Raw genomic sequence first — 22,658 nt, 5'->3', positions numbered from 1 at the left:
GCGCTGATGAAAAAGCTGCTCGTCGCCAACCGCGGTGAGATCGCCGTCCGGATCATCCGGGCCGCACGCGACCTGGGGATCCGCACGGTCGCCGTGGCCTCGAAGGCGGACGCCGACGCGCTGCACACCCGGCTGGCCGACTCGTGTGTCGAGATCGGGCCGTCGCCGGCGTCCAAGTCCTACCTGGTGACCGAGGCGATCCTGGCCGCGGCGAAGGAGACCGGTGCCGACGCGGTGCACCCGGGTTACGGGTTCCTGTCCGAGCGGGCCGCGTTCGCCACCGCCGTCGCCGACGCCGGGCTGACCTTCGTCGGCCCGGCCGGCTCGGTGATCGAGAAGATGGGCGACAAGGTCGCCGCACGGGAGGTCGCCCGGGCCGCGGGCGTGCCGACCGTGCCGGGCACCCCCGGCGGGGTGGACGGTGTCGACGCCGCCGTCGAGGCGGCCCGCCACACCGGCTACCCGGTGATGCTCAAGGCCGCCGCCGGCGGCGGCGGGCGCGGCATCCGGGTCGTGCACGACGAGGACGGTCTGCGCACCGCGTTCGGGCAGGCGTCCACCGAGGCGCAGAAGGCGTTCGGCGACGGCACCATGTACCTGGAGCGGTTCGTCGAGCGGGCCCGGCACGTCGAGGTCCAGGTGCTCGGCGACGGCTCCGACGCGGTGCACCTGTTCGAGCGGGAGTGCTCGCTGCAGCGGCGCCGGCAGAAGGTCGTCGAGGAGGCGGTGTCCCCGGGCATCTCCGAGGCCACCCGGGACGCCATGACCAGCGCCGCGGTGAACCTGTGCCGGGAGGTCGGCTACACCTCGGCGGGCACCGTCGAGTTCCTGGTCGACGACGCCGGCGGCGATTTCTTCTTCATCGAGATGAACACCCGGATCCAGGTCGAGCACCCGACGACCGAGCTGGTCACCGGCATCGACCTGGTCGCCGAGCAGCTCCGGATCGCGGCCGGCGAGCCGCTGCGCCACAGCCAGGAGCAGATCGAGCGGCGCGGGCACGCGATCGAGTACCGGGTCAACGCCGAGGACCCGACCAAGGACTTCATGCCACAGCCGGGCTCGGTCGGGCGGATCACGCTGCCCTCCGGGCCGTGGGTCCGCTGCGACACCTGGCTCGAGCCGGACGGCACCGTCCCGCCCTACTACGACTCGCTGCTGGCGAAGGTCGTCGTCTGGGGTGCCGACCGGGAGGAGGCGCTCGCCCGTTCCCGGCGCGCGCTGGATGAGTTCACCGTCGCCGGCATCCCGACCACCGTCGGGCTGCTGCGTGAGCTGGTCGACGAGCCGTGGGTCGGCTCGGCCGACTTCCACACCGGAACCCTCGAACAGTGGCTGGCCGAACGGAAGGAGACCTCATGAGCGCCCGCTACAGCTGGGGCGGCGACGAGTTCGTGTTCGTCGAGCTGGCCGAGGAGATGAGCCTGCAGGCCAACTTCAAGGCCGTCGCGATCACCAACCTGCTGCAGGAGGAGCGGCCGGACGGGATCCTGGAGATCTGCCCGGCGAACGCGTCCTACCAGGTGCGTTACGACCCCGACGTGCTGGAGCCGCACGGGTTCCTGGAGCACCTCAAGTCGCTCGAGGCGCGGGTCGGTGACGCGCTGGGTGTCACCCTGAACTGCCGGGTCGTCGACATCCCGGTGCTCTACCAGGACCCGTGGACCACCGAGACGCTGATGCGTTTCCGGGACCGGCACCAGGACCCGGACGCCACCGACATCGAGTACGCGGCCCGGATCAACGGCTACGCGGGCGTCGACGAGTTCATCGCGGCGCACTCGGGCTCACCGTGGTTCACCTCGATGGTCGGGTTCGTGGCGGGGCTGCCGTTCAAGTACCAGATGGTGCCCCGGGAGCGGCAGATCGTGGTTCCCAAGTACCTGCGGCCGCGTACCGACACCCCGAAGCAGACGGTCGGCTACGGCGGCTGCTTCTCCTGCATCTACTCGGTGCGCGGGGCCGGCGGCTACCAGATGTTCGGCATCACCCCGGCGCCGATCTACGACCCGCGTCAGACGAAGCCGGACTTCACCGACCACAAGGTGTTCATGCGGCCCGGTGACATGGTCAAGTTCCGGCCGATCGACCGGGACGAGTACGACGACGCGCAGGCGAAGGCCGAGGCGGGGGAGTACCGGATCACCGCCCGGCCGGTGGAGTTCGACCTGCAGCCGTTCCTGGACGACCCGGACGGCTACAACAAGCGCCTGCTGGAGGTCCTGACGTGAGCGCGACGACGTCGATCGAGGTCCGCAAGCCCGGCCTGTCCACCACGGTGCAGGACGGCGGCCGGTCGGGCTACTACCACCTGGGCATCCCGCCGTCGGGCGCGCTGGACCAGTACTCGCTCGCCGCGGCGAACGCGCTGGTCGGCAACTCGCCGGACGACGCGGTGCTCGAGATCGTCTACATGGGACCGGAGCTGCGGTTCACCGGCCCGGCCGTGGTCGCCGTGACCGGTGCGACGATCGCGCCGCGGGTGAACGGGGAGACCCGCCCGCAGTGGGAGTCGTTCGCCGTCGCCGAGGGCGACGTGCTCGACTTCGACTACCTCAAGTCCGGCGCGCGGGCCTACCTCGCGGTGTCCGGCGGGCTGGACACCCGGGTCGACCTGGGCAGCCGGTCCACCTATGTGATCGGCTCGCTGGGCGGGGTGGACGGTCGCCCGATCGCCGAGGGCGACGTGCTGCCGGTCGGCTCCGGCGGCTCCGGCCGGGCCGGGCTGGTGGTTCCCGACGACCTGCGGTCGTCGACGTCGAAGGACGTCGAGGTGCGGGTCGTGATGGGGCTCTACGACCACCGGCTCACCGACAACGGGCGCGCGACGTTCCTGGACACGACGTGGACGCTGACGCCCGTCGCGGACCGGATGGGGTTCCGCTACGCCGGTGGCCGGCTGGAGACGGTGGACCGGGAGCCGCCGTTCGGTGCCGGACAGGACCCGTCGAACATCGTGGACTCGCCGTACCCGATCGGCTCGATCCAGGTGCCGGGCGGCGTGGAGCCGATCATCCTGCACCGCGACGCGGTGTCCGGTGGCGGCTACATGATGGTGGCGACGGTGATCTCCGGCGATCTCGACATCGTCGCGCAGTCGGCGCCGCGGACCCGAACCCGCTTCGTCGAGGTCGACCTGGAGACCGCGCTGGGGCTGCGCGCCGAGCGGAAGGACCGCCTCGCCCGGCTGTACGCCTCACTCACCTGACGGCCCGGTGCCGCCGAACCGGTGTATGTGACTCATCCGTTCGGGGTGGCCTAACGCGAACATCTGGTCCAGACTCGACGCTCGGTCGTACCGGAACATCGCGGGGAGGCGGTCGGCACACATGGGCAGGCATCGGAGGACGGCGGGCGCGAGCCTGACCCGGAAGATCCTCGCGGTCGCGATCCCCACGCTCGGTGCGGTCGCGCTGGCCGCGGTCGTGGTGGTCGGTGCCGGCGCGGACCGGCTCGCGAGCCGCTCCTCGGAGCCGGACGCGTCAGCGCCCGATCCGGGGGCGGCCGCGGCCACCCCGCCGCTGCGGCCCGCTGCGCCCGACGCCACGGGCGCACCGGCTCGCACGGTCGACTCCCGGGTCGCGGCCGCGCCCGCACTCGCCGCCGGGGAGGCAGCCGGAGCCGCCGCGACCGCTCCGGGTGCCCGGGGCCCGGCCCTCTGGGGCGCGGCGTCGGCTCCGGGGCCGGTGGGGGCGGGCGCGGCCATGTTCCGGGCGGCAGGTTCTTCCGGCTCGGTCGGCCCATTCGGTTCGGTCGGGCCTGTCGCTTCGGGTACCGCCGGCGCCAGCCCTGCCGGTTCGGGTTCCGCCGGTTCCAGCCCTGCCGGTGCCGCGCCGGGTACCGCGCGTCCGGGGGCCGGTGGGCCGGGGAGCGGCGCGACTCCGGTCCGGCCGGTGCCTCAGCCCGCCCCTGAGCCTGCTGCGGCCGCGCCGGTCGTCCCCCAGCAGCGTTCGGCCGAGCCGCAGCCGCCGCGCAGCACCACCCCGCAGCAGCGCTCCATCGGGCCCGCATCGCCGCGCAGCACCGACCCACGCAGCAGCACCCCGCAGCAGCGCCCCGCCGGGCCGGCATCCCCGCGCAGTACGGCGCCCCAGCAGCGCTCGGCCGAGCCGGCATCCCCGCGCGGCACCGCCCCACGGAGCACCGCCCCGCGCAGCACGACCCCTCAGCAGCGTTCCGTCGAGCCGGCATCCCCGCGCAGCGCCACTCCGCACAGCACCACTCCGCGCGGTGCCGCCCCGCAGCAGCGCTCCGCCGAACCGGCCTCCCCGGACACCGCCGACCCGGTCGGCACCGCCCCGCGCAGCACCGTTCCCCAGCAACGCTCGGACAGCCCGGACCGGGACACCCGCGACGAGGCTCGGCAGAGCGCCCGCGGCGACGCCGAGGGCGACGCTCTGCAGCGACTCCGGACGAAGGTGCAGGAGTCCCAGCAGGCCCAGGAGTCCCAGGACTCGGACGCGCGGACCGCGGGCCCGGCGCTCTCCCAGATCCCGGACTGACCCGGACGGACACCTCACCCACCCGTTCGGCGCATGACCGGGGCGCACCCCGACGGGCATGGTCAGCACCATGACTGGTCCGAACGGCCCTATCGGCTGCTGCTGATGGCCGCACGCCATCGCATGCCCGAGCCGCCGCCGGCGGACGGTTCGACGCCTTGGACCGGGTCCGCCCGGCCGCCCCGCGGACCGGGCCGCCGGTCCGGCGGGCTGCGGACCGTCCTGATCGGTGGCGTGCCGCTGCTCCTCGTGACCGTCGCCGCCGTCGCGAGCCTGCTCGTCGGCCGGGCCGCACCGGCCGACGAGCGGATGGGCGACGGGGTGCCGATCCCGACCTTCACCGACCGGCCGCCGGCCGTGGCGTCCGGCCCGGAGCGGACGCCACCGGCACCCCGCACCACCACGCCCCGCACCACGGCACCCCGCGGGGCCGTGCTCGGCGACGTCGTCCTGACCGGTGACGGAGCCGCCCGCGCCGCGGGTGACGCCGCACAGGCGGTCACCGCGCGGGTCGCCGCGCAGGAGCGCGCGGCACAACAGGCCCGGCAGGCACAGCAGGCCCGGGAACGGGCCGCGCAGCTGGAGCGACGGGCGGCGCAGGAGGAACTCCGCCGGGAGCGGGCCCGCACTACCGCGGCGCCGCCCCCGCCGCCCCCACCGGCGGCACCACCCGCCGAACCGGCCGAGCCCGCTCCGGAGCCGCCCGCCCCGGCCACGCCGCAGGACGGGGCGTCTCCGGCCGGTGCCGCACCCGCGGACCCGGCGGGGGAGCGGACCGGGGCCACCGGAGAGTGAACAGCCATCCGGGCGGTCGCGGTCCGGCCGCCCACAGGCCATCATCGGAGCAGCCGTTGAGCTGTTCGGAACAGCCGGAGGGGCGCTGATGGGCGGACGTCATCGGGTGCATCGGGTACGCCGTGCGCCGTCCCGCCGCGCCTGTCTCGACGCACTGCCGGTCGTCGTCGCGATCGCCGCGGTGGTCGCCGTGGTGGCGGTGATCGTCGGCAGCGGGGCGCTCGACCGCGGCACGGCATCCCTGACGCAGCAGGCGTCCGGTGCGGTCCCGGTGGCGGCGGCCCCGCGTACCGCGCCGGTGCTCGAACTCCCGGCCACCGACGCCGTCGCCACCGCCGCGGGCGACGCGCTCCGCGCCGCGGCCCGCCAGGACCGCCCGGCACCGGGTCCGGTCGCCGGCTGCGACCTCGACGGCCCGCCCCGGTTCGACGATCCGGCCGACCCGAACCGGATCACCGACCGGGACTGCGGTTACCGCGATGACCAGGGCCGGGAGCGGTCCCGCGACCCCTGGATCGACGCCCAGCTCCTCGACGCGGCCGGGAACTGATCCGCCGTCGGTGTTTCGCCCCGGACCGTTCTGGATACGAAGATCGGGAACGGGACGGGAGGCGATCACGATGACCGGACGGCATCGACGAACACTCACCACACCGGGCCGTCGTGCCCTGATCGGCACGGCTCCGCTGATCGGCGGCGCCGGTGTGGCCGCCGGCCTGCTGGTCGGTGCCACGCCGGGAGTCGAGCCGGCCCCGACTCCGGCCGCGGCGTCGCTGCCGGTCGCCGAGGCCGAGCCGGTGGCGGCGGAGGCCGCGCCCGGCGAACCCGCCCCGGCTGCCACGGCGGCTCCCGTGGCAGCCGACACGACGGCTGCCACGACGACTGTCACGACGACACAGCCGCCGGTCGGCTCGGGGACCCTCCCGGGCCGCGGGGAGCTGCTGATGGACGCGGTCGCGGGAGCCCGCGACGCCGCACAGGCCCGGCAGTCGGCGGACGAGCGCGATGCCGCCGAGGTGAGCACGATCGCCGATCAGCTGCGCGTGCAGGCCGAGGAGCGAGCCGAGCAGGCCCGTGCCGCCGGAGACGCCGAGGTCGCCGCCTACTACGACGCCGAGGCGCAGCAGCAGCGCACGGCCGGCTCGTCGCGCCACGTCGTCCCGGCGCCGCTCGACGCCGACGATCCCGTCGCGGACCCGGGCGCCACCTGCTCGTCGTCGGACCTGCTGGAGCTGGGACCGATCGCGATGGCCGGTCCGGACGACCCGAACTGCGCGCTGGACCCGTGGATCGCCGGACAGATCGAGGACGGCCTGGACCGGGTCCGCTGAGCCGCTAGCCGAGCACGGTGAGCCCGAGCGCGCCACAGATCGCGGCCGCCTGACCGGGGGAGACGACCGCGCCCCGCAACTCGCGCGGGGTGTCCGGGGTGATCTCGCCCAGGTCGCTGGTCCGCAGGTCGGCCTGGTCCAGCCGGGCGGCCCGCAGCACGGTCCCGCGCAGCCGGCACCGGTCGAAGACCACCGTCCGCAGGTCCGCGCCGGAGAGATCGGCCTCGGACAGGTCGCACTCGGAGACCCGCAGCCCGCGCAGCGCCAGATCCCCGAGATCCGCCAGCTGCAGATTGCACCCGGTCAGCACGAACGACGCCGCCAGGCCACGGACGCCGCGCAGCACCGTCCCCAGCATCCGGCAGTCGTCGAACCGGGTGTCGCCCAGCAACGCACCCGCGAGCCGGGCACGCGACAGGTCGACCGCGCTCAGTACGGCGTCGGTCAGGTCGGCCTCCCGCAGATCGGCCCCCGCCAGCGAGGTACCCGAGATCCGGGCCCGGTCCAGTCGCGCACCACGCAGATCGGCCCCGGCAAGCGAGCCGCCGCGCAACTGCAGGCCGGCGAGATCGACCTCCCGCAGGTCACACTCCGCCAGATCGGGATCGTGCACCGGTTCCCCGGCCCGGACGGCGGCGATGAGTATCTCGGCGGTCGTCACCCGGGCAGCCTGGCACGGCCCACCGACCGTTCCGCCGGTCAGGTGGCCGGCGGGGCGTCCGGCCCGACCGGGAAGCAGCGGACCGGCTCGGCGTTCGCCGGGTCGAGCGCGTTGGTGATGTGCTGCAGCGTCACCGGGTCGAACGCGACGGCCAGGTGCTCGGCCAGGTTCGCCGGGCACCCCTCCTGCAGGACGATGTTCGTCGCCCCGTCCATCAACCCGGACGTGTACGGGACCACCAGCTCGTCGTACCGGGTGAGGATCATCGTGTAGGTGACGCCGTCCACCCGCGGCCCGCCGCCGGAGTTCATCTCGGCGAGGAAGTCCGAGCCGCGCAGGACCTGCCGGCAGGCGGCGCACAACGGGTCGAGGGCGAGCCCGACCGCGGGTCCCAGCCCGAGCTGCTCACCGGTGCGGTTGAGGAAGGCCAGCCCGGCGGTCTCGGTGCCGTCCCACAACGGCGTGAGGCCGACGTAGCGGTCGACGACCGCGGCACCGCCGAGGAACTTCACCCAGTGGTTCGGCATCAGCGAACCCTCGGAGTGACCGACGATGTCCACCTTCTCCGCGCCGGTCGCGTCCAGCACCCGGTCGACGAACGTCGCCAGCTCCTGCGCGCTCTCCTCGATGGGTGCCAGACCGCCGACCTGGGTCAGCGGCGGCGGGGTGAGCGGGTTGCGGCCGTAGGTCAGCGAGAACACGCAGTGCCCGCGCTCCGCCAGCTGCGGCGCGATGTACGCCCAGTTGTTCGCCTGGTTCGCCGTCAGCCCGTGCACCAGCACGACCGGGTTCGGGAGCTCGTCGGTCGGCGTGCAGTCCCAGTCGTTGGAGCCGGGCGGGGAGGGAACGAGCAGCTCCGGGAGCTGCGCCGGAGCCGGCGCGGGCGCCGCCTGGGCCGCCTGTACGGGGGTCACCATGGCCGCCCCGACCACCAGGGTCGCCAGTGCGATCGACGCGATCGCACCCCATCGCCGCCGGTTCATCCCTGCTGCCTCCCCGCATCGGTGTTACCGGTGGGTACAACGACGCGTCACGCAAAGGGATGCGCACTGCTCCGATCGAGTGGCCGGTTATCCCTCCGCCGCAGGTACCGCGGCCGCCGTCGGGACGAACACCCCGTCCTCCAGCACCGGCACCGCGGTCCCGGCGTCCAGCTCGGCGGCCACGTCGACGTCGTCGCCGAACCCGATCGCGGTCAGCTCCCGGCCGCTCGCGCAGCCGTGCAGCATCCCGGCCGGGTCGGCGAGCACCGGACCGGCCGCGGCGGCCGCGGCGTGCGCCTCGGGTGAGCGACCGTCGTCGGGCAGGGCCGCGATCAGCGCCCCGGCGCCCCACAGGTCCTCGACGGCGGGACGCAGTGTCCCGTCCGGCCACCGTTCGCCCGCGGCGACCACCGTGATCCGCCGGCCCGCGTCCAGCAGGGTGCGGATCCGGGCCGCGGCGGCCGTCCGGTTCCGCAGCGACACCCCGAGCACCGGCACCCGTGCCGCGGCCGCGATCGCCGAGCCGTTGGGGGAGGGCAGCACCAGCCGCGCCAGGCCGGCCGCGGCCCGGACGGTGCCGGGGGACAGGCTGACCTCGCCCGGTCCGGCGGCCGAACGCGGGACGGCCAGGGTCGCCCGGTGCTCGCGCGCGAGCACCGTCGCGCGCTCGTCCCGCCACCGGCAGGGCACCACCGGGACACCGCGGTCGGCCGCGACCGACAGCGTCGTGGTGAAACTGAGGACGTCGACGACGACCAGCACGTCGCTCGCGCTCGCGACGGCGCCGACCGGGCCCCAGTCGAAGCGGATGCGGTACCCGTCCTGGGTGTGCACGCCGGACATCACCGGTACCCCCGGACGGAGTGGTGCGTACCACTGCTCGATTGTGACGATCTGGACCCTATCGGAACGAAACCCTCGTCCCGGACCCTGTCGCGATGGGGAACGAGCAGACGTTCGTGAAGGCACTGGGCCGGGCGGACGTGCTCGCCGTCGGCTTCGGGGCGATGATCGGGTTCGGCTGGGTGGTGCTGGCCGGCGAGTGGGTGTCCGGTGCCGGGACCGCCGGCGCCGCACTGGCTTTCGTGCTCGGCGGGTCGGTGATGGCCGTCGTCGGGCTCACCTACGCCGAGCTGGTGTCGGCGATGCCGAAGGCCGGTGGTGAGCACCACTACGTGCTGCGGGCGCTCGGCTCGCGATGGGCGTTCGTCGCGTCCTGGGCGATGGTGCTCGGGTATCTGTCGGTCGTCGCGTTCGAGGCGGTCGCGCTGCCCGAGACGGCGCTCTACCTGTTCCCCGATCTCAACGCGGGCCTGCTCTGGACGATCGCGGGCTACGACGTCTACGCCACCTGGGTACTGGTCGGGGTCGCCGGCGCCGTCCTCATCACCTGGCTGAACTACATCGGGATCCGCCCGGCCGCCGTGGCCCAGACGATCGCGGTCGCGTTCCTGGTCGGCGTCGCGATCGTGATGGCGACCGGCACGGTCGTCGGCGGCAGCGCCGCGACGGCGGAGCCGTGGTTCACCGGTGGGCTCGCCGGGATGCTCGGTGTGCTGGTCGCGGTGCCGTTCCTGTTCGTCGGCTTCGACGTCATCCCGCAGTCCGCCGAGGAGATCGACCTGCCCGAACGACACATCGGGCGACTGCTGGTGGTGTCGGTGCTGATGGCGATCGCGTTCTACGTGGTGATCGTGGTGGGGACCGGGTTCGCACTCGGCGACGACGCGCTGGAGAACTCCCAGCTCGCCGCGGCCGATGCGATGGCCGGTCTGTGGGGGCATCAGTCGTTCGGCACGCTGCTCGTGCTCGGTGGCATCGCCGGCATCCTGACCAGCTGGAACGCCTTCCTCATCGGGGCGAGCAGGCTGGTCTACGCGATGGCGGCGTCCGGCATGCTGCCGCGCTGGTTCGCCTACGTGCACCCGCGGTTCCGGACCCCGACGCACGCGATCCTGTTCATCGGCGGCCTGTCGGTGCTCGCGCCGCTGTTTGGCGACAACATGCTCACCTGGCTGGTGAACGCCGGCGGCCTCACGATCACGATGGGCTTCACGATGGTCGCGATCACCTTCCTGGTGCTGCGCAGCCGCGAGCCCGGGTTGGTGCGCCCGTTCCGGGTGCGCGGTGGACCGGTGATCGGGACGACCGCCGCCGTCGCGAGCCTGGTGCTGCTGTCGCTGTACCTGCCGGGCATGCCCGCCGCGCTGGGCGTCCCGGAGTGGACGATCGTCGGCACCTGGTGGCTCGCCGGCCTCTACTTCCTGACCCGCTTCCCGGAGATCGGCCCGGGCCCCGACGCGGAGCGCCGCCTCATCGCCGCCACCGGCCGCTGATTCGCACGGGGTCGCGCCGCCCGCACCGGTTGGCGCTGCTCGCACGGGGTCGCACCGTTCGCAGGGTGGCGCGCCGCCGCACGGCATCGCGTCGTTCGCACGGGTTCACGCCGGGGCAAGTCCGTTCGCACGGGATCACGCCGTTCGCACGGGATCCGATCCCGTGCGAACCGCACGAACCCGTGCGAACCGTGGCCGGGCCCGCGCGATGTCGGGCGGGATCGCACCCTCCGCGCTGGATCGCGCCCGCGCACACGGCGTTGCACCGCACACACGGCCTCGCGCCGTTCGCACGGGGTCGCGCCGCGCACCCGGGGTCGCACTGTTCGCACGAGGTCGCGCCCTCCGTACTGGAGCCCGCCGCTCACACGACGTCGCACCGTTCGCAGGGACACGCCGCCGCACCGGCACTGTCCGACGACCGCGCCCGCTTGCTCGTCCGGCGCGACACCACGTCCGGGATCGGCCGGCATGCCGGCATCGCGCCATTCACCATGCCGGCATCGCGCCATTCGCACGGGCTCACGCCGTTCGCACGGGATCCGATCCCGTGCGAACCGGACGATCCCGTGCGAACCGTGACCGGCCCGGTGTGATGTCGCGCGGGCGGCGTGCGACCGGGGCCGGGCACCGTCACCATTCCGGCATGGCCGTTGACACCCCCACCGGCGTCCTGTCGCCCGGCACCACCCCCGCCGACGCGAGCACCACCCCGGTCACCGTCTCCTTCACCCGCCGCGCCGATCCGGCGCACACCACCGAGATGATCGCCTGGATCCGCTCCGGCCTGCTGATGGCCGAGGCCTTCCCCGGCTTCCTCGGCGGAGGCTGGGTCCGCCCCCGCAGCGGCTCCGACGAATGGCACATGCTCGCCCGCTTCGACTCCCCGGACTCGCTGGCCGGCTGGGAGGCCAGCCCGGAACGCCGCTGGTGGCTCGGCTCCGCGCAGGGCCTCGCCGAGATGACCCGCGCCGAGCGCCGCACCGGGATCGAGGGCTGGTTCGACACCCGGAGCGGATCGAGGCGGTCGGCCCGGCGCAGGTCACCCCGCCACGCTGGAAGCAGGCCACCACGATCTGGCTGGCGTTCTTCCCGCTGAACCTGCTCGCCACCGTCACTCTGGGCGCACTGATCGCGGACTGGCCGGTGCTCCCGCGGACGGCGCTGCTGACCATTGTGCTGACCCCGCTGATGGTCTACCTGATCCTGCCGCGGATCACCCGGCTGCTCGGCTGGTGGCTGCACGGCCTCCGGTTCCGCGACCGGCACCGGAGCCCCGTCGGCTGACTGTGAGGGTGGACCTGCCAGTCCCGGAAGTGATGGGCTGGTGATCAGCAGCGGCGGGTGTGACTCATCGCCTGACTGGCCCTTTGGTGCCTGTGGCGGGACATGTCCGCTCGCTGCTGCTGGTGCCGGCCCGGCCGGAGTGGTGGCCTGATCAGGAGCCTGACCCCCGCAGTAGCCGCTACGGGGTGTCCCATCACAGTCCTGCCCGGATCTCCGAACCAGGCCGGCGATCAACAGCCGCGTCCTGCAAGGAGAACGCATGCCCATGCTGGCAGAGACCGTCGAACTCGTCATCGGGGTCGACACCCACACCGACACTCACACCGCCGCGGTCGTGGTCGCCGCGACCGGTGCGCGGGTGCAGACCCTGACCGTGGCCGCGGACCCGCACGGCTACGACGAGCTGCTGGCCACCGCCGAGCGACACGGTGGGCTGCGCGCGTTCGCCGTGGAGGGCGCCGGCGGCTACGGCGCGGGCCTGACCCGCCACCTCACCGAGGCCGGGGAGGTAGTCGTCGAACTCGACCGACCGCAGCGCCCGGCACGGCGCGGGGGCCGCCGCTCGGACCCTCTCGACGCCGAACGCGCCGCCCGCGATGCCCTGTCGCGGGCCCAGCTGGCCCGGCCCAAGACCGGGGCCGAGCGGGCTGCGCTGCAGTCGCTGCTGACCGCGCGTCGTTCAGCGGTCGAGGCGGCCAGCACCGCCCAGCGCCAGCTCCGCGCGCAGGTCATCACCGCCCCGGAAGCGGTCCGTGCTCGCTTCCGCGGACACCGCAGCACTCGCGCGCAGATCAGCATCGCGGCTGGCCTGCGCCCAGCCAACAGCACCGGCGACGTCGAGGTGCTCACCACGCTCAGGGTGCTGCGCGACCTCGCCCGGCGGATCCGCGCCCTGGAGGCCGAGGCCGCCGAGTACGAGAAGACGATCCGACGCGTGGTGGCGTCATGGCGGCCGGATCTACTCGAGTTGACCGGGGTCGGGCCGATCAACGCTGCGACCGTGCTCACCGCCTGGTCCCACCCCGGCCGCTGCCGCGACGAGGCCGCCTTCGCCATGCTCGCCGGAGCCGCCCCGATCCCGGCCAGCTCCGGGCGCACCGTCCGCTACCGGCTCAACCGTTCCGGCGACCGCCAGCTCAACCGAGCCCTGCACAGCATCGTGCTCTCACGACAACGCTACGACCAGGCCACCCGCGACTACACCCAACGGCGCCACACCGAAGGCAAGACCGACCGGGAGATCCGCCGCTGCCTCAAGCGCTACACCGCACGACAGCTGTTCCGCCAGCTCGAAACCGACCCCCTTCGCGGCCTTGACGAACCATAGGAGCGTCCCGGCACAGCCGCCGGGCTGATCATCCACGGGGGCCCCCGGATCGTCCGTTGCGCGGTCGCTACCGTCGTTCGGTGCTCACCTCGGAAGCGTCGGTCGCGGAGCGGGAGCCGGGCGTCAGCGCACGCGACCGGCTACGCCTGCGCTGGGCGGGCGGGCTCGGCCTGCTCGCCTTCGTGCTGGCCGTCGCCGTGCCGTTCCTCCCGGTGGTCCAGCACGAGAACACGATCGTCTGGCCGTCGCCGACGACCGGCACCACCGACGTCAACGCCCCGCTGGTGGCGCTGCGGCCCGAGTCGATGTCGATCACCGTCCCGGCGGAGGCGATCCGCAGCCTGGACGCGCGCAGCCCCGGCCCGGTGACCGTGGTGTCCACGGTGCCGCCCGAGTCGCCGGAGGGCGCCCGCTCCGGGATGGGGCTCTCGGTGTCCGACGGCAGGCTGCTGCTGGTCAACCGGGGCCAGGAGCTGGCGTCCGCTCCACTGCGTGACGGCCCCACCCAGGTACGGATCACCTCCGACGCCCGCTCCAGCACCGTCGATCTCGGCTCCGGCGCGCAGACCTTCGAGGGCGACCTGCGCCCGCAGTCGGTCGGCATCTACTCCGACCTGGACGCCGATCTCGATCCGCTCGCCGACACCGCCGTCCGGATCAGCCCGGACACCCGCTTCGACACCAGCCCGTCGGTCTGGAAGACGGCGGCGACCGCCGTGGCGAGCGTCGCGCTGATCGGCTCGCTGCTCGCGCTCGCCGGGGTGGACCGCCGGCTCGGACGCCGTCCGCACCGCGCCGGGCGGGAGGCCGTAGGGGGGCTGGCCGGGCGCTGGCCGCCGCGGCTGCGCCGATGGTGGTCGCGGGCACGGCCGCGGCCGGTCGATCTCGTCGTCACCGCGGTGTTGTTCGTCTGGATGGCGATCGGCGGCCAGACCTCCGACGACGGCTTCACCCTCGGCATCGTCCGGGACGTCCCCGGCTCGGGCTACGTCGGCAACTACTACCGCTGGTACGACGCGGCCGAGGCCCCCTTCGGCTGGTTCTACGACCTCTACGCGCTCTGGGTGCAGGTCTCGGACTCGCTGCTGTGGCTGCGGCTGCCGTCGGTGCTGATGGGGATCACCGCGTGGTGGCTCGTGTCGCGCGGCATGCTCCCGCGCCTGGGCAGGCAGGCCCGCCGCTCGCACGCGGCCACCTGGGCCGCCGCCGCGGTGTTCCTGGCGTTCTGGATGGCCTACAACTCGGGGCTGCGCCCGGAACCGGTCGTGGTCGTGTGCTCGCTGCTCGCGCTGGTGTGCGTCGAGCGGGCGGTCGCGCTGCAGCGGCTGCTGCCGCTGGCACTCGGCCTGTTCGCCGCGTCGATGGCGGTCGGGGCGAACCCGGCCGGGCTGATCGCGGTCGCGCCGTTCCTGGCCGCGGTCCGGCCGCTGTGGCGGCTGCTCAGCAGCCGGGTCAGGGCGTTCGGCCCGGTGCCGGTGCTGGCGCCGCTGCTCGCCGTGGGCACCGCGATCCTGATGATCGCGTGGGCCGACCAGAGCTGGGCCGCGGTCATCGAGTCCACCCGGATCCGCTCCGACATCGGCCCGAACTGGCCGTGGTACACCGAGATCGAGAACCGCTACGCGCCGCTGTTCGCCGGGACCGCGGACGGCTCGATCGCCCGTCGCTTCCCGATCCTGCTGGTCATGCTGTGCACGCTGGCCTGTGTCGCCGTGCTGATCCGCCGCTCCCGGATCCCGGGGGCCGCGCTCGGCCCCGCGCAGCGGCTGATCGGCAGCACGATCATCTCGTTCCTGATCTTCGCCATGACCCCGACGAAGTGGACCCACCACTTCGGTGACCTGGTCGGTCTCGGCGCCGGGATGGTCGCGCTCGCCGCGATCGCGACCGGGTCCGATGCGCTGCGCTCGCTGCGCAACCGGCTCGCGTTCCTCTCGGCGGCGTTCCTGGTGGCCGCATTGAGCGCCGCCGGGCCGAACACCTGGTGGTACACCAACAACTGGGGTGTCCCGTGGGCCGACGAGCAGCTGATGCTCGGCGGGTTCGAGGTGTCCACGGTGCTGCTGTTCGCCGCGTTGCTGCTGGCCGCCGGGGCAGGTGTCGAGCACCTGCGCGGCATCCGCGAGGAGCGCCATCCCGACCAGCTGGCAGGGCTGGAACGAGCGGTCGGCAGGCTGCCGCTGGTCGGCCGCTGGTGGCGGGCCCGGGACTGGCGCCGGGACGCCTCGGCGGCACTGCGGGCCACCCGACGGCTGCGGCTCACCTCGGCGCCGCTGGCGCTGCTCTGCGGCATGCTCGTGACGTTCAACCTGTGGTCGATGGCGGCCGCGATGCAGAACCAGGCCGGCTCCTGGTCGATGGGCGCCGACGCGCTGACCCACCCGTTCGGCGGCTCCTGTGGGCTGGCCAGCCAGGTCTATGCCGAGCGCAGGCCGGCCGACGGCGTGCTGCCGCCCGCCGCGGAACCGACCGGGATGGCCCCGCCCGCGAATCCCGACCTGCTCCCGACCGTCGCCCCGCCGCCCCCGCCCGGCGAGGTGACCGCGACCCCGGCACCGCTGCCACCCGGCGTCGTACCGGCCAACAGCCCGGACACCGAGCTGCTCAACCCGACCAGCGGCGGATCCGGCTTCCGCCGGGACGCGGTCCCGCCGACCGGCGGCGGCACCGGCGTCTCCGGATTCGAGTACGTGCTGTCCGGCGGTCTGGGCAGCGACGCGGCCCCGGCGTTCGGCAGCTTCGACCCGTCCGGCCAGAACACCGGCACCCTGCGCACACCGTGGGCCGAGCTGACCGAGGAGCAGCGGGCCGGTACGACACCGCTGGTGGTGACGGCGGCGGGCCGGCTCGGCGGCGGGAACCGGCTGACCGTGCAGTACGCGACCCGGCTCGACGACGGCCGGGTCCGCGTCGTGGAGCAGACCACACTGGACGACGGCCGTGGCGAGGAGATGCCGTGGCGGGAGTTGCGGTTCGACCTGCCCGAGCCGGCCCGCAGCGCGACCGAGGTGCGGATGGTCGTGCAGGACAACTCGGTCGGCGCCGACGGCTGGCTGGCCGTCGCGCCGCTGCGCGCCCCGCAGCTGGCGCCGCTGTCGACCGTCGTCGCGGACCAGCCGATGTTCCTGGAGTACCCGGTGTCGCTGGCCAGCCCCTGCCTGCGCCCGTTCGGGAACTCCGGCGGGATCGCCGAGCTCCCGGCGTACCGCCTGCAGGCCGACGGCAGCCGGATGCGGTCCGACGGCGAGGGCTGGTCCAGCCCGCAGGCCGGTGGCCCGCTCGGCTGGATCACCGTGATCGGCAAGCAGAACGAGCTGCCGACCTACCTGGAGGGCGATCCCGCCCGGGACTGGGGCAAGGTGCAGTCGATCCAGCCCTACCGGCCCAACGCGGTCGGCCCGACGCTGGAGCGCACCGACCAGCTGCGTGCCGGGACCTACAGCTCCGGTCCGCTGCCCGCGCCGCCGCCGGGTATCCCGTCCCCGAGCCGCTGACCGTCTCCGAGCCGCTCACCGTCCCAGAGCCGCTCACCGTCTCCGAGCCGCTGACCGGACCCGCGGCGCCGCGGACCCACGGCGCCGACCGGGCCCGGGATCAGGCCGCCGCGGTGATCCCGAGCGCAGTGATTCCGAGCGCGATGAGCACACCGAGCTTCACGAGCTCCAGCGCCACGTAGGCGAGGTGGGTGCGGGAGCCCGACGGTGCGTCGCCGCGCAGCACGGCGTCCGTGCGGCGGGTCAGCAGCGGCCGGACGACGATCAGCTGCACCGCGAGCACGCCACCGGCGACCGCGGCCAGCACCGGAGCAGCGCCGGCCGCGCCCGCCAGGACCAGGGCGGTCGCAACGATCGCAGCAACACCAGCTCGGCGATGTTCAGCGCCCGGAAGACGAGCCGCCCGATGCCCAGCCCCAGCACCGTGGTGATCCCCGGCGCGCGGAACTTCAGCGGCGCCTCGATGAACGAGATCGCCAGCACCATCCCGACCCAGACCCAGGTCGCCGCGAGCACAGTGCCCACTGCTGCTGGGGTCACTGCTGCTGTGCTCACTGCCGTCCCGACTCGACGAGCCGCAGGATCTCACCGGCGACCAGGTCCGGCTCGGTCAGCGGGACGAGATGCCCGGACCGCAGCGCGAGGACGTGGCGGCGCTCCGGCCCGAGCCCGGCCCGGCCGGCGTGCGCGGCGTTGAGCGCGGCGCGGCTCCGGCGGCCCAACCCGGACGTCTCGGCCCCGGAGATCACGGTGACCGGGACGGTTCCGGTGTCCGGCGGATCGGCCTGCAGTCCACGCAGATCGTGCACCGTGGACGCGGCCTCGGCGAGGTGCCCGGCGACGCCGGCGGGGGAGAGCCACTCGGTGCGAAGGTCCGCCGCCGCATCGGCGGGCAGCCCGCGCCGCATCGGTGCCGTCGACCAGCGGAGCAGCCCGGTCCGGGCGAGTACCGGCAGCAGCGCGGCCGTGATGCGCTCCTGCACGGCGAGTGCCCGGCCGAAGTACAGTTCGCAGCCCTCGTCGGTCGGGTCGACCAGGACCAGGCCGGCCACCCGCTCCGTACGGCCGGCGGTGGCGACCCGCACGATCGGCCCGCCCCAGCTGTGCCCGGCGAGCACGTACCGGTCGGCGCCGACGTGGTCGAGGACGTCGTTCAGGTCCATCGCGAGCCGGTGCAGGATGCGCGGGCCCGGATCGGGTGCGCTGCGGCCCAGCCCGGACCGGTCGTAGACGACGACGGGCGCGCGGCCGGCGATCGCGCCCTGCACCGCCGCCCAGGACGACCGGGTGGCACCCATCCCGGCTTCGAGCACGACCGTCGGCACCCCCGGCGGCCCCGCGGTGCGCTGCACGAACACTGTCCGGCCGTCCCGGGTCCGGACGTGCCCCGGCTCGCCCTGGGAGTGTGCGGCCGCCGTCCCGGTCATCGCCGGTCCCGTTCCACGCCGGTCAGCCGCTGAACTCGACCGCGGGCGCCGTGCTGGACCGCCCGTCAGTGGCCGCGCCGTTCTCCTGCGACCCGGCGGACGCCGGTTCCGGCGAGGAGCCGAACGGTGCGGCCTGCGCGGGGGAGAACGGCCCATCGATCCCGGACGATCCGGTCGCCGCCGTGCGGTCGGCCCCTGCCGTGCGGTCGGAACCCGCCGTCCGGTCGGATACAGCCGGGCGGTCGGACACGGCAGGGCGATCCGGCTCGGGCTGCGACGGCCCGGGCCGCGATGACGCAGCCTGCGACGACGTGGCCCGGGACGGCGCTGCCTGCGGTGACGCTGCCTGCGATGACGTCGCCCGGGACGGCGCAGCCTGCGCGCCACGGCGATAGGCCTCGACGACCCCGGACGGGATCCGGCCGCGCTCCGACACCGTGTAACCGTGCTCCCGGGCCCAGGCCCGGACCGCGCGGTTGTGCTCGCGCGCCTCCGGCTCGCCGTCCCCGTCGGGTCGCGGTGCCGAGGTCACCCCGTTCCGCGCACGACGTGCGCCGGGGGTGCCTGCCGGACGGGCGACTGCGAGATAGGGCGCCAGTTCCTCGCGGAGCCGGCGGGCGTTGGCGGCACCCAGGTCGATCTCGAAACGGATCCCGTCGAGCCCGAAGTCGAGGGTCTCGTCCGCGTCGCCGCCCGTGATGTCGTCGACGAACCGGGTCGTCTCGACCTTCGCCACTGCAGATCCTCTCGCGTCGCCGATCCGGGAACCCCGGTAGTCGACACGAGCATAACGACGCGCCATCGGACAGTGGACCGGGCGGACTCGGGCCCCTCAGCAGCCCCCGCCGCCGTCGCCACCACCGCCGCCCCCGCCGTCACCACCACAATCGCCACCGGAGGAGCCGCCCCCGAAGAAACCGCCTCCCGCGGCGGCACCGGAGTCCGCGCTGCTCCCGGCCCGGGCACGGCGCCGGGTGGGCTCGGGCCGGCGCCGGCGCGAGAGCGCGGTGAGACCGAGCGCGCCGACGATGCCGACCAGAACGAGCGCGAGCAACACGACGATGACAGCGTTCACGGTGTTCTCCTCCCGGGCGGGACGTGCGCCACAGCGGCCACGACAGCACGGTGGCCACGACGGCACAGCGGCGATGCACCGACGATAGGACGCGGGGGGAGCCGCCGATCCGTACTTGAGCAGTTCTTGAGCCTGTCGCGGCCCCGGTTGCGGCAGGCTGTGATCGTGCACATCGCGGTCGACGACCTCACCGGCCCGGCGATCCTGGAGTTCCTCGGCGGCCATCTCGCCGACATGCGAACGCAGGGACCGCCGGAAAGCACCCACGCGCTCGACGCGGACGCGTTGCGCGATCCCGCCGTCACCGTCTGGGCCGTGCGCGATGACACCGGGGAGCTCATCGGGTGCGGGGCGTTGAAGGAACTCGCCCCGGACGACGCCGAGATCAAGTCGATGCGCACCGCGCCGTGGGCGACCGGTCGAGGGATCGCCGGCACCCTGTTGCAGCACATGATCGGCGAGGCGCGCGGCCGCGGGTACCGCACGCTGCACCTGGAGACCGGCTCGACGGCGTACTTCGCGCCCGCCAGGCGGCTGTACCTGCGGCACGGCTTCGTGGCCTGCCCGCCGTTCGCGGACTACCCGGACGACCCGAACAGCGTCCACCTTCGTCTGGATCTGCCCGGGTGATCGTCGTCCGGTGACCGGGCCGTTGCGCTGCGCACCCGAACTGTGATGCCGCTCTCGCCCGTGTGCGCAGCGTGACCTAGAATGCTCTACGAGCCGTAGAAATACGGTGCCGACGCCAGACCGCTCGACGGTCCACCACCTGGGCGCCCCGGCCGACGTTCGCCGCCCGTCCGCATCCGGGTACAGGGGACGGAAACGGAGCCACGGGGAATGACGGTCGAGCCCGGCCTGGTCGACGCCGACCTGCGCCGCAAGCGATCGGTGGATCTCGCGCAAGTGATCCACGAGCGGTACGGCGACGACGTGACGAGCCTTCGCGGTGGGCTGCTGGCCTACCCCTACCCGCGTCCGCTGCCGGACTGGCACCGCGTGGAGGTCGACGTGCCCGCGGTCCGCGGTGACGTGACGCTCCAGCTGGCCGCCTCGACCGCGCCGGACACCGCCGCCCCGGCGACGGGTGTCGGCATCTGGGAACTCTCCGTCGCCGTCCGCGGCGGGGGAGTACTGCCCAAGGGGGAGGCCGAGGGCTGGGCCCGGGCCGTGTTCGGCTACCGCTGCGCGCCGCTGGTGTACCGGCGTCGGGCAGGCGGCTCGTGGTTACGCCGCCCGTCCGGAATCGAGTTCGTGGTGCACCACGGAGAACACGGCCCGATGCACCCCTCGGATGTCGAGGAGTACGGCGCGTGCGCTTGAACCACCGCCTCGTCGCGGAACGGTGGAGTCGGGATCGGGCCGCCGAGGACAAGCGGCTCATCCCAATCGGGGGTGTAGGAGTTGGGGTCTGAAGCCGCCGGTCTCGAGCAGGCTTCGGGCGATGTAGTTGGTCAGGTTGCGGAACCCGAGTGCGGAGCCGCGCAGGTGTTCGAGCCGTCCGTTGAGCGCCTCGGTCGGCCCGTTGCTGGTGCCGGGTCGTTCGAAGTAGGCGAGCACGTCGGCGGCTCGCTTCTTCAGGGTCCGGCCCAGGGTGGTGAGCTCGGTGAGCACCTTGGGGACGCCGGCGCTGAGGTCGGTGATCAGCTTCTCCATGAGCTCGCGGCCACGTTGCCGGTCCTCGTGGCGATAGGCGGCGATCATGCGCTGGTAGACACCCCAGGTCGCCTCGACCTCGACGTGAGCGTCATCAACGAACAGCGCGCGTAGCCTGTCGCTCTGCTTGTCGGTGAGCAGGTCCGCGCCGGTGTGCAGCGTGCGCCGCGACTTGTAGAGCGGGTCGTCCCTGAACCCACGGTGCCCGTGGATCGCGAGTTGGACCCGGCGCCGGCACCTGTCGAGGGCGTCACCGGCCAGGCGCACGACGTGGAAGGGATCCATCACCGTGACCGCGTCCGGGATCTCCTCCGCAGCGGCGGTCTTGAACCCGGTGAAGCCGTCCATCGCGACCACCTCGACCGCGTCACGGAAGGCGTCGTCGCGGTCGGCGAGCCAGGTCTTGAACGCCGCCTTCGACCGGCCCTCGACCATGTCCAGCAGCCTTGCTGGGCCGGCGCCATCGCGGACCGGGGTGAGGTCGATGATCACGGTGACGTACTTGTCGCCACGCCTGGTGTGGCGCCAGACGTGCTCATCGACGCCAATGACCTTCACGCCCTCGAACCGCGTGGGGTCGTTGATCAGCAGCCGATTGCCTTCGGCCAGGACCGCGTTGTTGGCGGTGTCCCACGCGACCCCGAGTCCCTCGGCGACACGGGCGACGGTGAGGTGTGCGACCACGATCCCTTCCAGCGCCCACCGCAACCCGGTGCGCGAGAGCTTCGCGCGTGGCTCCGCCGCGGCGCTGGTGTCTTGGCGCCACACGTGTCCGCAGTCGGCACAGCGGTAGCGGCGCACTACAACTTCCAGCACGGTCGGTCGCCAGCCCAGCGGCTCGTGGGCCAACCGCCGGATCACGGTGTCACGAGCAGCGCCTTCGCTGCCGCACCGTCGGCAAGACTGATCTGGTTCCACCACGCGGCACGCGAGGACCGCACGATCCGGTTCAAGTCGTTGCCCGGTCACGCTCAGACCGAGGCCGTCGAGTCGAGCGAAGGCGGTCAGGTCAGGGCGGCCGAAGCCGGCCGGCGGGGTAGCGTCGGACACGTCGAGGTCTTTCGGATGGATGGCGTAGGAACCTCCATCGTCGGGAGACCTCGACGTCTATCTGCGGACCGACGCGCCGACCTACACCCTCATCTGGGAAGAGCCGGACAAGCTCTACCTGGGCGCGGTCGAGGACGACTGTTCGAAGCGGATCGTGGGCTACTCCATCGACGCCCGCATGACCTCGGCGCCGGCGGTGACAGCGTTGCGAAACGCCATCGTCCGGTGCGACGTCCCGGCGCCGGCGATGATTCTTTCGAGCGCGGCAGTCAATTTCGATCGCACCCTCACCAGCGACAATTCCGGGCCGATCGACTGTGGGCCCCGATAGGACCTGTCGGGAGCTGCGTCGACAACTCCGCAATGCAGCTGCTTTCGTCAGCTGGCTGCCGAAGAGCGTGCTCAGCCGCCGGCACTGAACCACCCGCGCCGAACTCCGGCTCGCGATCGTGCCCCGGATCGAGACGACCTGCCACCACCGGGTCGACCAAAGTCCGAGCAGTCCCGAGCGCTTCCGGGTCGGCTGCACGACTACAACCACCACAGGCCGCACACCGCCGTTGGACGCCGGCCACCGAGCAATCGCTCGACCGACGTCCCTGGGCAGCACAACTGAGTCGGTGCGCATGTGCTCGGCGATCGACGTCGGGTCGCCGAGAACCTTCCACCGGCGGAGGCACGACTGCGCCGCAAGCGGCCGAACGTCGGCGGGGTGGCGGGTAACTCACCCCAGC

General features: G+C 73.5%; 23 protein-coding genes and 1 pseudogene. 15 read left to right on the top strand and 9 right to left on the bottom strand.

Annotated elements, in window-relative coordinates; all coding sequences use genetic code 11:
* Window positions 1-6 precede the first annotated feature (6 nt).
* From Pdca_RS17025 to Pdca_RS16995, 7 genes are all read left to right on the top strand, one after another.
* Window positions 7-1,362, top strand: coding sequence for an acetyl-CoA carboxylase biotin carboxylase subunit (locus Pdca_RS17025; RefSeq protein WP_085911019.1), 1,356 nt, complete (start codon window positions 7-9; stop codon window positions 1,360-1,362).
* A complete protein-coding gene (locus Pdca_RS17020) occupies window positions 1,359-2,231 on the top strand; it encodes a 5-oxoprolinase subunit B family protein (RefSeq protein WP_085911018.1) in 873 nt (290 codons plus the stop codon). The genes Pdca_RS17025 and Pdca_RS17020 overlap by 4 nt, the downstream gene beginning before the upstream one ends.
* Window positions 2,228-3,208: a 5-oxoprolinase subunit C family protein gene (locus Pdca_RS17015; RefSeq protein WP_085911017.1), complete on the top strand. Its 981-nt coding sequence runs from the start codon at window positions 2,228-2,230 to the stop codon at window positions 3,206-3,208. Before Pdca_RS17020 ends, Pdca_RS17015 begins: the two co-directional genes overlap by 4 nt.
* A gap of 121 nt (window positions 3,209-3,329) precedes the next feature.
* The gene (locus Pdca_RS17010; RefSeq protein ID WP_085911016.1) at window positions 3,330-4,502 is read left to right on the top strand and encodes a hypothetical protein; all 1,173 of its coding nucleotides are present in this window, start codon (window positions 3,330-3,332) and stop codon (window positions 4,500-4,502) included.
* A 234-nt stretch (window positions 4,503-4,736) separates the two neighbouring features.
* Window positions 4,737-5,297 carry a hypothetical protein gene (locus tag Pdca_RS35630; RefSeq protein ID WP_169835104.1) on the top strand — a complete coding sequence of 187 codons (561 nt, stop codon included), beginning with the start codon at window positions 4,737-4,739 and terminating at the stop codon, window positions 5,295-5,297.
* Between the two features lie 88 nt (window positions 5,298-5,385).
* Window positions 5,386-5,847, top strand: a complete 462-nt coding sequence (locus Pdca_RS17000) for a hypothetical protein (protein ID WP_125911441.1) — start codon at window positions 5,386-5,388, stop codon at window positions 5,845-5,847.
* A gap of 70 nt (window positions 5,848-5,917) precedes the next feature.
* On the top strand, window positions 5,918-6,628 hold the full coding sequence (locus tag Pdca_RS16995) for a hypothetical protein (RefSeq protein WP_085911013.1): 711 nt from the start codon (window positions 5,918-5,920) through the stop codon (window positions 6,626-6,628).
* A gap of 4 nt (window positions 6,629-6,632) precedes the next feature.
* On the opposite strand, the gene Pdca_RS36955 is transcribed toward Pdca_RS16995, so the two are convergent.
* From Pdca_RS36955 to Pdca_RS16980, 3 genes are all read right to left on the bottom strand, one after another.
* Window positions 6,633-7,289, bottom strand: a complete 657-nt coding sequence (locus Pdca_RS36955; protein WP_158092053.1) for a pentapeptide repeat-containing protein — start codon at window positions 7,287-7,289, stop codon at window positions 6,633-6,635.
* A gap of 38 nt (window positions 7,290-7,327) precedes the next feature.
* Window positions 7,328-8,272: an esterase/lipase family protein gene (locus Pdca_RS16985; protein ID WP_085911011.1), complete on the bottom strand. Its 945-nt coding sequence runs from the start codon at window positions 8,270-8,272 to the stop codon at window positions 7,328-7,330.
* Window positions 8,273-8,359: 87 nt separating this feature from the next.
* A complete protein-coding gene (locus Pdca_RS16980; protein ID WP_085911237.1) occupies window positions 8,360-9,115 on the bottom strand; it encodes a 2-phosphosulfolactate phosphatase in 756 nt (251 codons plus the stop codon).
* Window positions 9,116-9,210: 95 nt separating this feature from the next.
* Between Pdca_RS16980 and Pdca_RS16975 the strand changes: the two genes are divergently transcribed.
* The 5 genes from Pdca_RS16975 to Pdca_RS16960 all read left to right on the top strand — a co-directional run bounded on the left by Pdca_RS16975 (window position 9,211) and on the right by Pdca_RS16960 (window position 16,716).
* The gene (locus tag Pdca_RS16975; RefSeq protein ID WP_085911010.1) at window positions 9,211-10,608 is read left to right on the top strand and encodes an APC family permease; all 1,398 of its coding nucleotides are present in this window, start codon (window positions 9,211-9,213) and stop codon (window positions 10,606-10,608) included.
* Between the two features lie 646 nt (window positions 10,609-11,254).
* Complete coding sequence (locus tag Pdca_RS16970) at window positions 11,255-11,707, top strand: antibiotic biosynthesis monooxygenase (RefSeq protein ID WP_197719742.1); 453 nt, start codon at window positions 11,255-11,257, stop codon at window positions 11,705-11,707.
* A gap of 47 nt (window positions 11,708-11,754) precedes the next feature.
* Window positions 11,755-11,895 (top strand): hypothetical protein, encoded by a 141-nt coding sequence (locus Pdca_RS36400; protein ID WP_197719741.1) that lies wholly within the window; start codon window positions 11,755-11,757, stop codon window positions 11,893-11,895.
* A gap of 259 nt (window positions 11,896-12,154) precedes the next feature.
* Window positions 12,155-13,222 (top strand): IS110 family RNA-guided transposase, encoded by a 1,068-nt coding sequence (locus Pdca_RS16965; protein ID WP_125911294.1) that lies wholly within the window; start codon window positions 12,155-12,157, stop codon window positions 13,220-13,222.
* An 80-nt stretch (window positions 13,223-13,302) separates the two neighbouring features.
* A complete protein-coding gene (locus Pdca_RS16960; RefSeq protein WP_125911440.1) occupies window positions 13,303-16,716 on the top strand; it encodes an arabinosyltransferase domain-containing protein in 3,414 nt (1,137 codons plus the stop codon).
* A 100-nt stretch (window positions 16,717-16,816) separates the two neighbouring features.
* Here Pdca_RS16960 and Pdca_RS38035 read toward each other — a convergent pair whose 3' ends face one another.
* The 5 genes from Pdca_RS38035 to Pdca_RS35625 all read right to left on the bottom strand — a co-directional run bounded on the left by Pdca_RS38035 (window position 16,817) and on the right by Pdca_RS35625 (window position 19,218).
* Complete coding sequence (locus Pdca_RS38035; protein ID WP_373865556.1) at window positions 16,817-16,990, bottom strand: hypothetical protein; 174 nt, start codon at window positions 16,988-16,990, stop codon at window positions 16,817-16,819.
* Window positions 16,981-17,241 (bottom strand): hypothetical protein, encoded by a 261-nt coding sequence (locus Pdca_RS38030; RefSeq protein ID WP_373865557.1) that lies wholly within the window; start codon window positions 17,239-17,241, stop codon window positions 16,981-16,983. Before Pdca_RS38030 ends, Pdca_RS38035 begins: the two co-directional genes overlap by 10 nt.
* 26 nt (window positions 17,242-17,267) lie before the next feature.
* Window positions 17,268-18,143, bottom strand: coding sequence for an alpha/beta fold hydrolase (locus Pdca_RS16950; RefSeq protein ID WP_085916831.1), 876 nt, complete (start codon window positions 18,141-18,143; stop codon window positions 17,268-17,270).
* Window positions 18,144-18,165: 22 nt separating this feature from the next.
* Window positions 18,166-18,879, bottom strand: a complete 714-nt coding sequence (locus tag Pdca_RS37795) for a histone-like nucleoid-structuring protein Lsr2 (RefSeq protein WP_307724090.1) — start codon at window positions 18,877-18,879, stop codon at window positions 18,166-18,168.
* 96 nt (window positions 18,880-18,975) lie between these two features.
* The gene (locus Pdca_RS35625; RefSeq protein WP_085916829.1) at window positions 18,976-19,218 is read right to left on the bottom strand and encodes a hypothetical protein; all 243 of its coding nucleotides are present in this window, start codon (window positions 19,216-19,218) and stop codon (window positions 18,976-18,978) included.
* A gap of 165 nt (window positions 19,219-19,383) precedes the next feature.
* Here Pdca_RS35625 and Pdca_RS16935 point away from each other — a divergent pair, with 165 nt between their 5' ends.
* A complete protein-coding gene (locus tag Pdca_RS16935) occupies window positions 19,384-19,848 on the top strand; it encodes a GNAT family N-acetyltransferase (RefSeq protein WP_232021609.1) in 465 nt (154 codons plus the stop codon).
* Between the two features lie 210 nt (window positions 19,849-20,058).
* On the top strand, window positions 20,059-20,541 hold the full coding sequence (locus Pdca_RS16930) for a hypothetical protein (protein ID WP_085916828.1): 483 nt from the start codon (window positions 20,059-20,061) through the stop codon (window positions 20,539-20,541).
* A 57-nt stretch (window positions 20,542-20,598) separates the two neighbouring features.
* Here the strand turns inward: Pdca_RS16930 and Pdca_RS16925 are convergent, their stop codons facing one another.
* Complete coding sequence (locus tag Pdca_RS16925; protein WP_026197714.1) at window positions 20,599-21,924, bottom strand: ISL3-like element ISPfr2 family transposase; 1,326 nt, start codon at window positions 21,922-21,924, stop codon at window positions 20,599-20,601.
* A 511-nt stretch (window positions 21,925-22,435) separates the two neighbouring features.
* Between Pdca_RS16925 and Pdca_RS38025 the strand changes: the two are divergent.
* A pseudogene (locus Pdca_RS38025) lies at window positions 22,436-22,540 on the top strand (IS481 family transposase); the annotation flags it as partial.
* Between the last annotated feature and the right edge of the window lie 118 nt (window positions 22,541-22,658).

The sequence above is a fragment of the Pseudonocardia autotrophica genome (assembly GCF_003945385.1).
GTDB classification, from domain to species: Bacteria; Actinomycetota; Actinomycetes; order Mycobacteriales; family Pseudonocardiaceae; genus Pseudonocardia; species Pseudonocardia autotrophica.
This window is presented reverse-complemented; position numbering and strand designations above follow the sequence as displayed.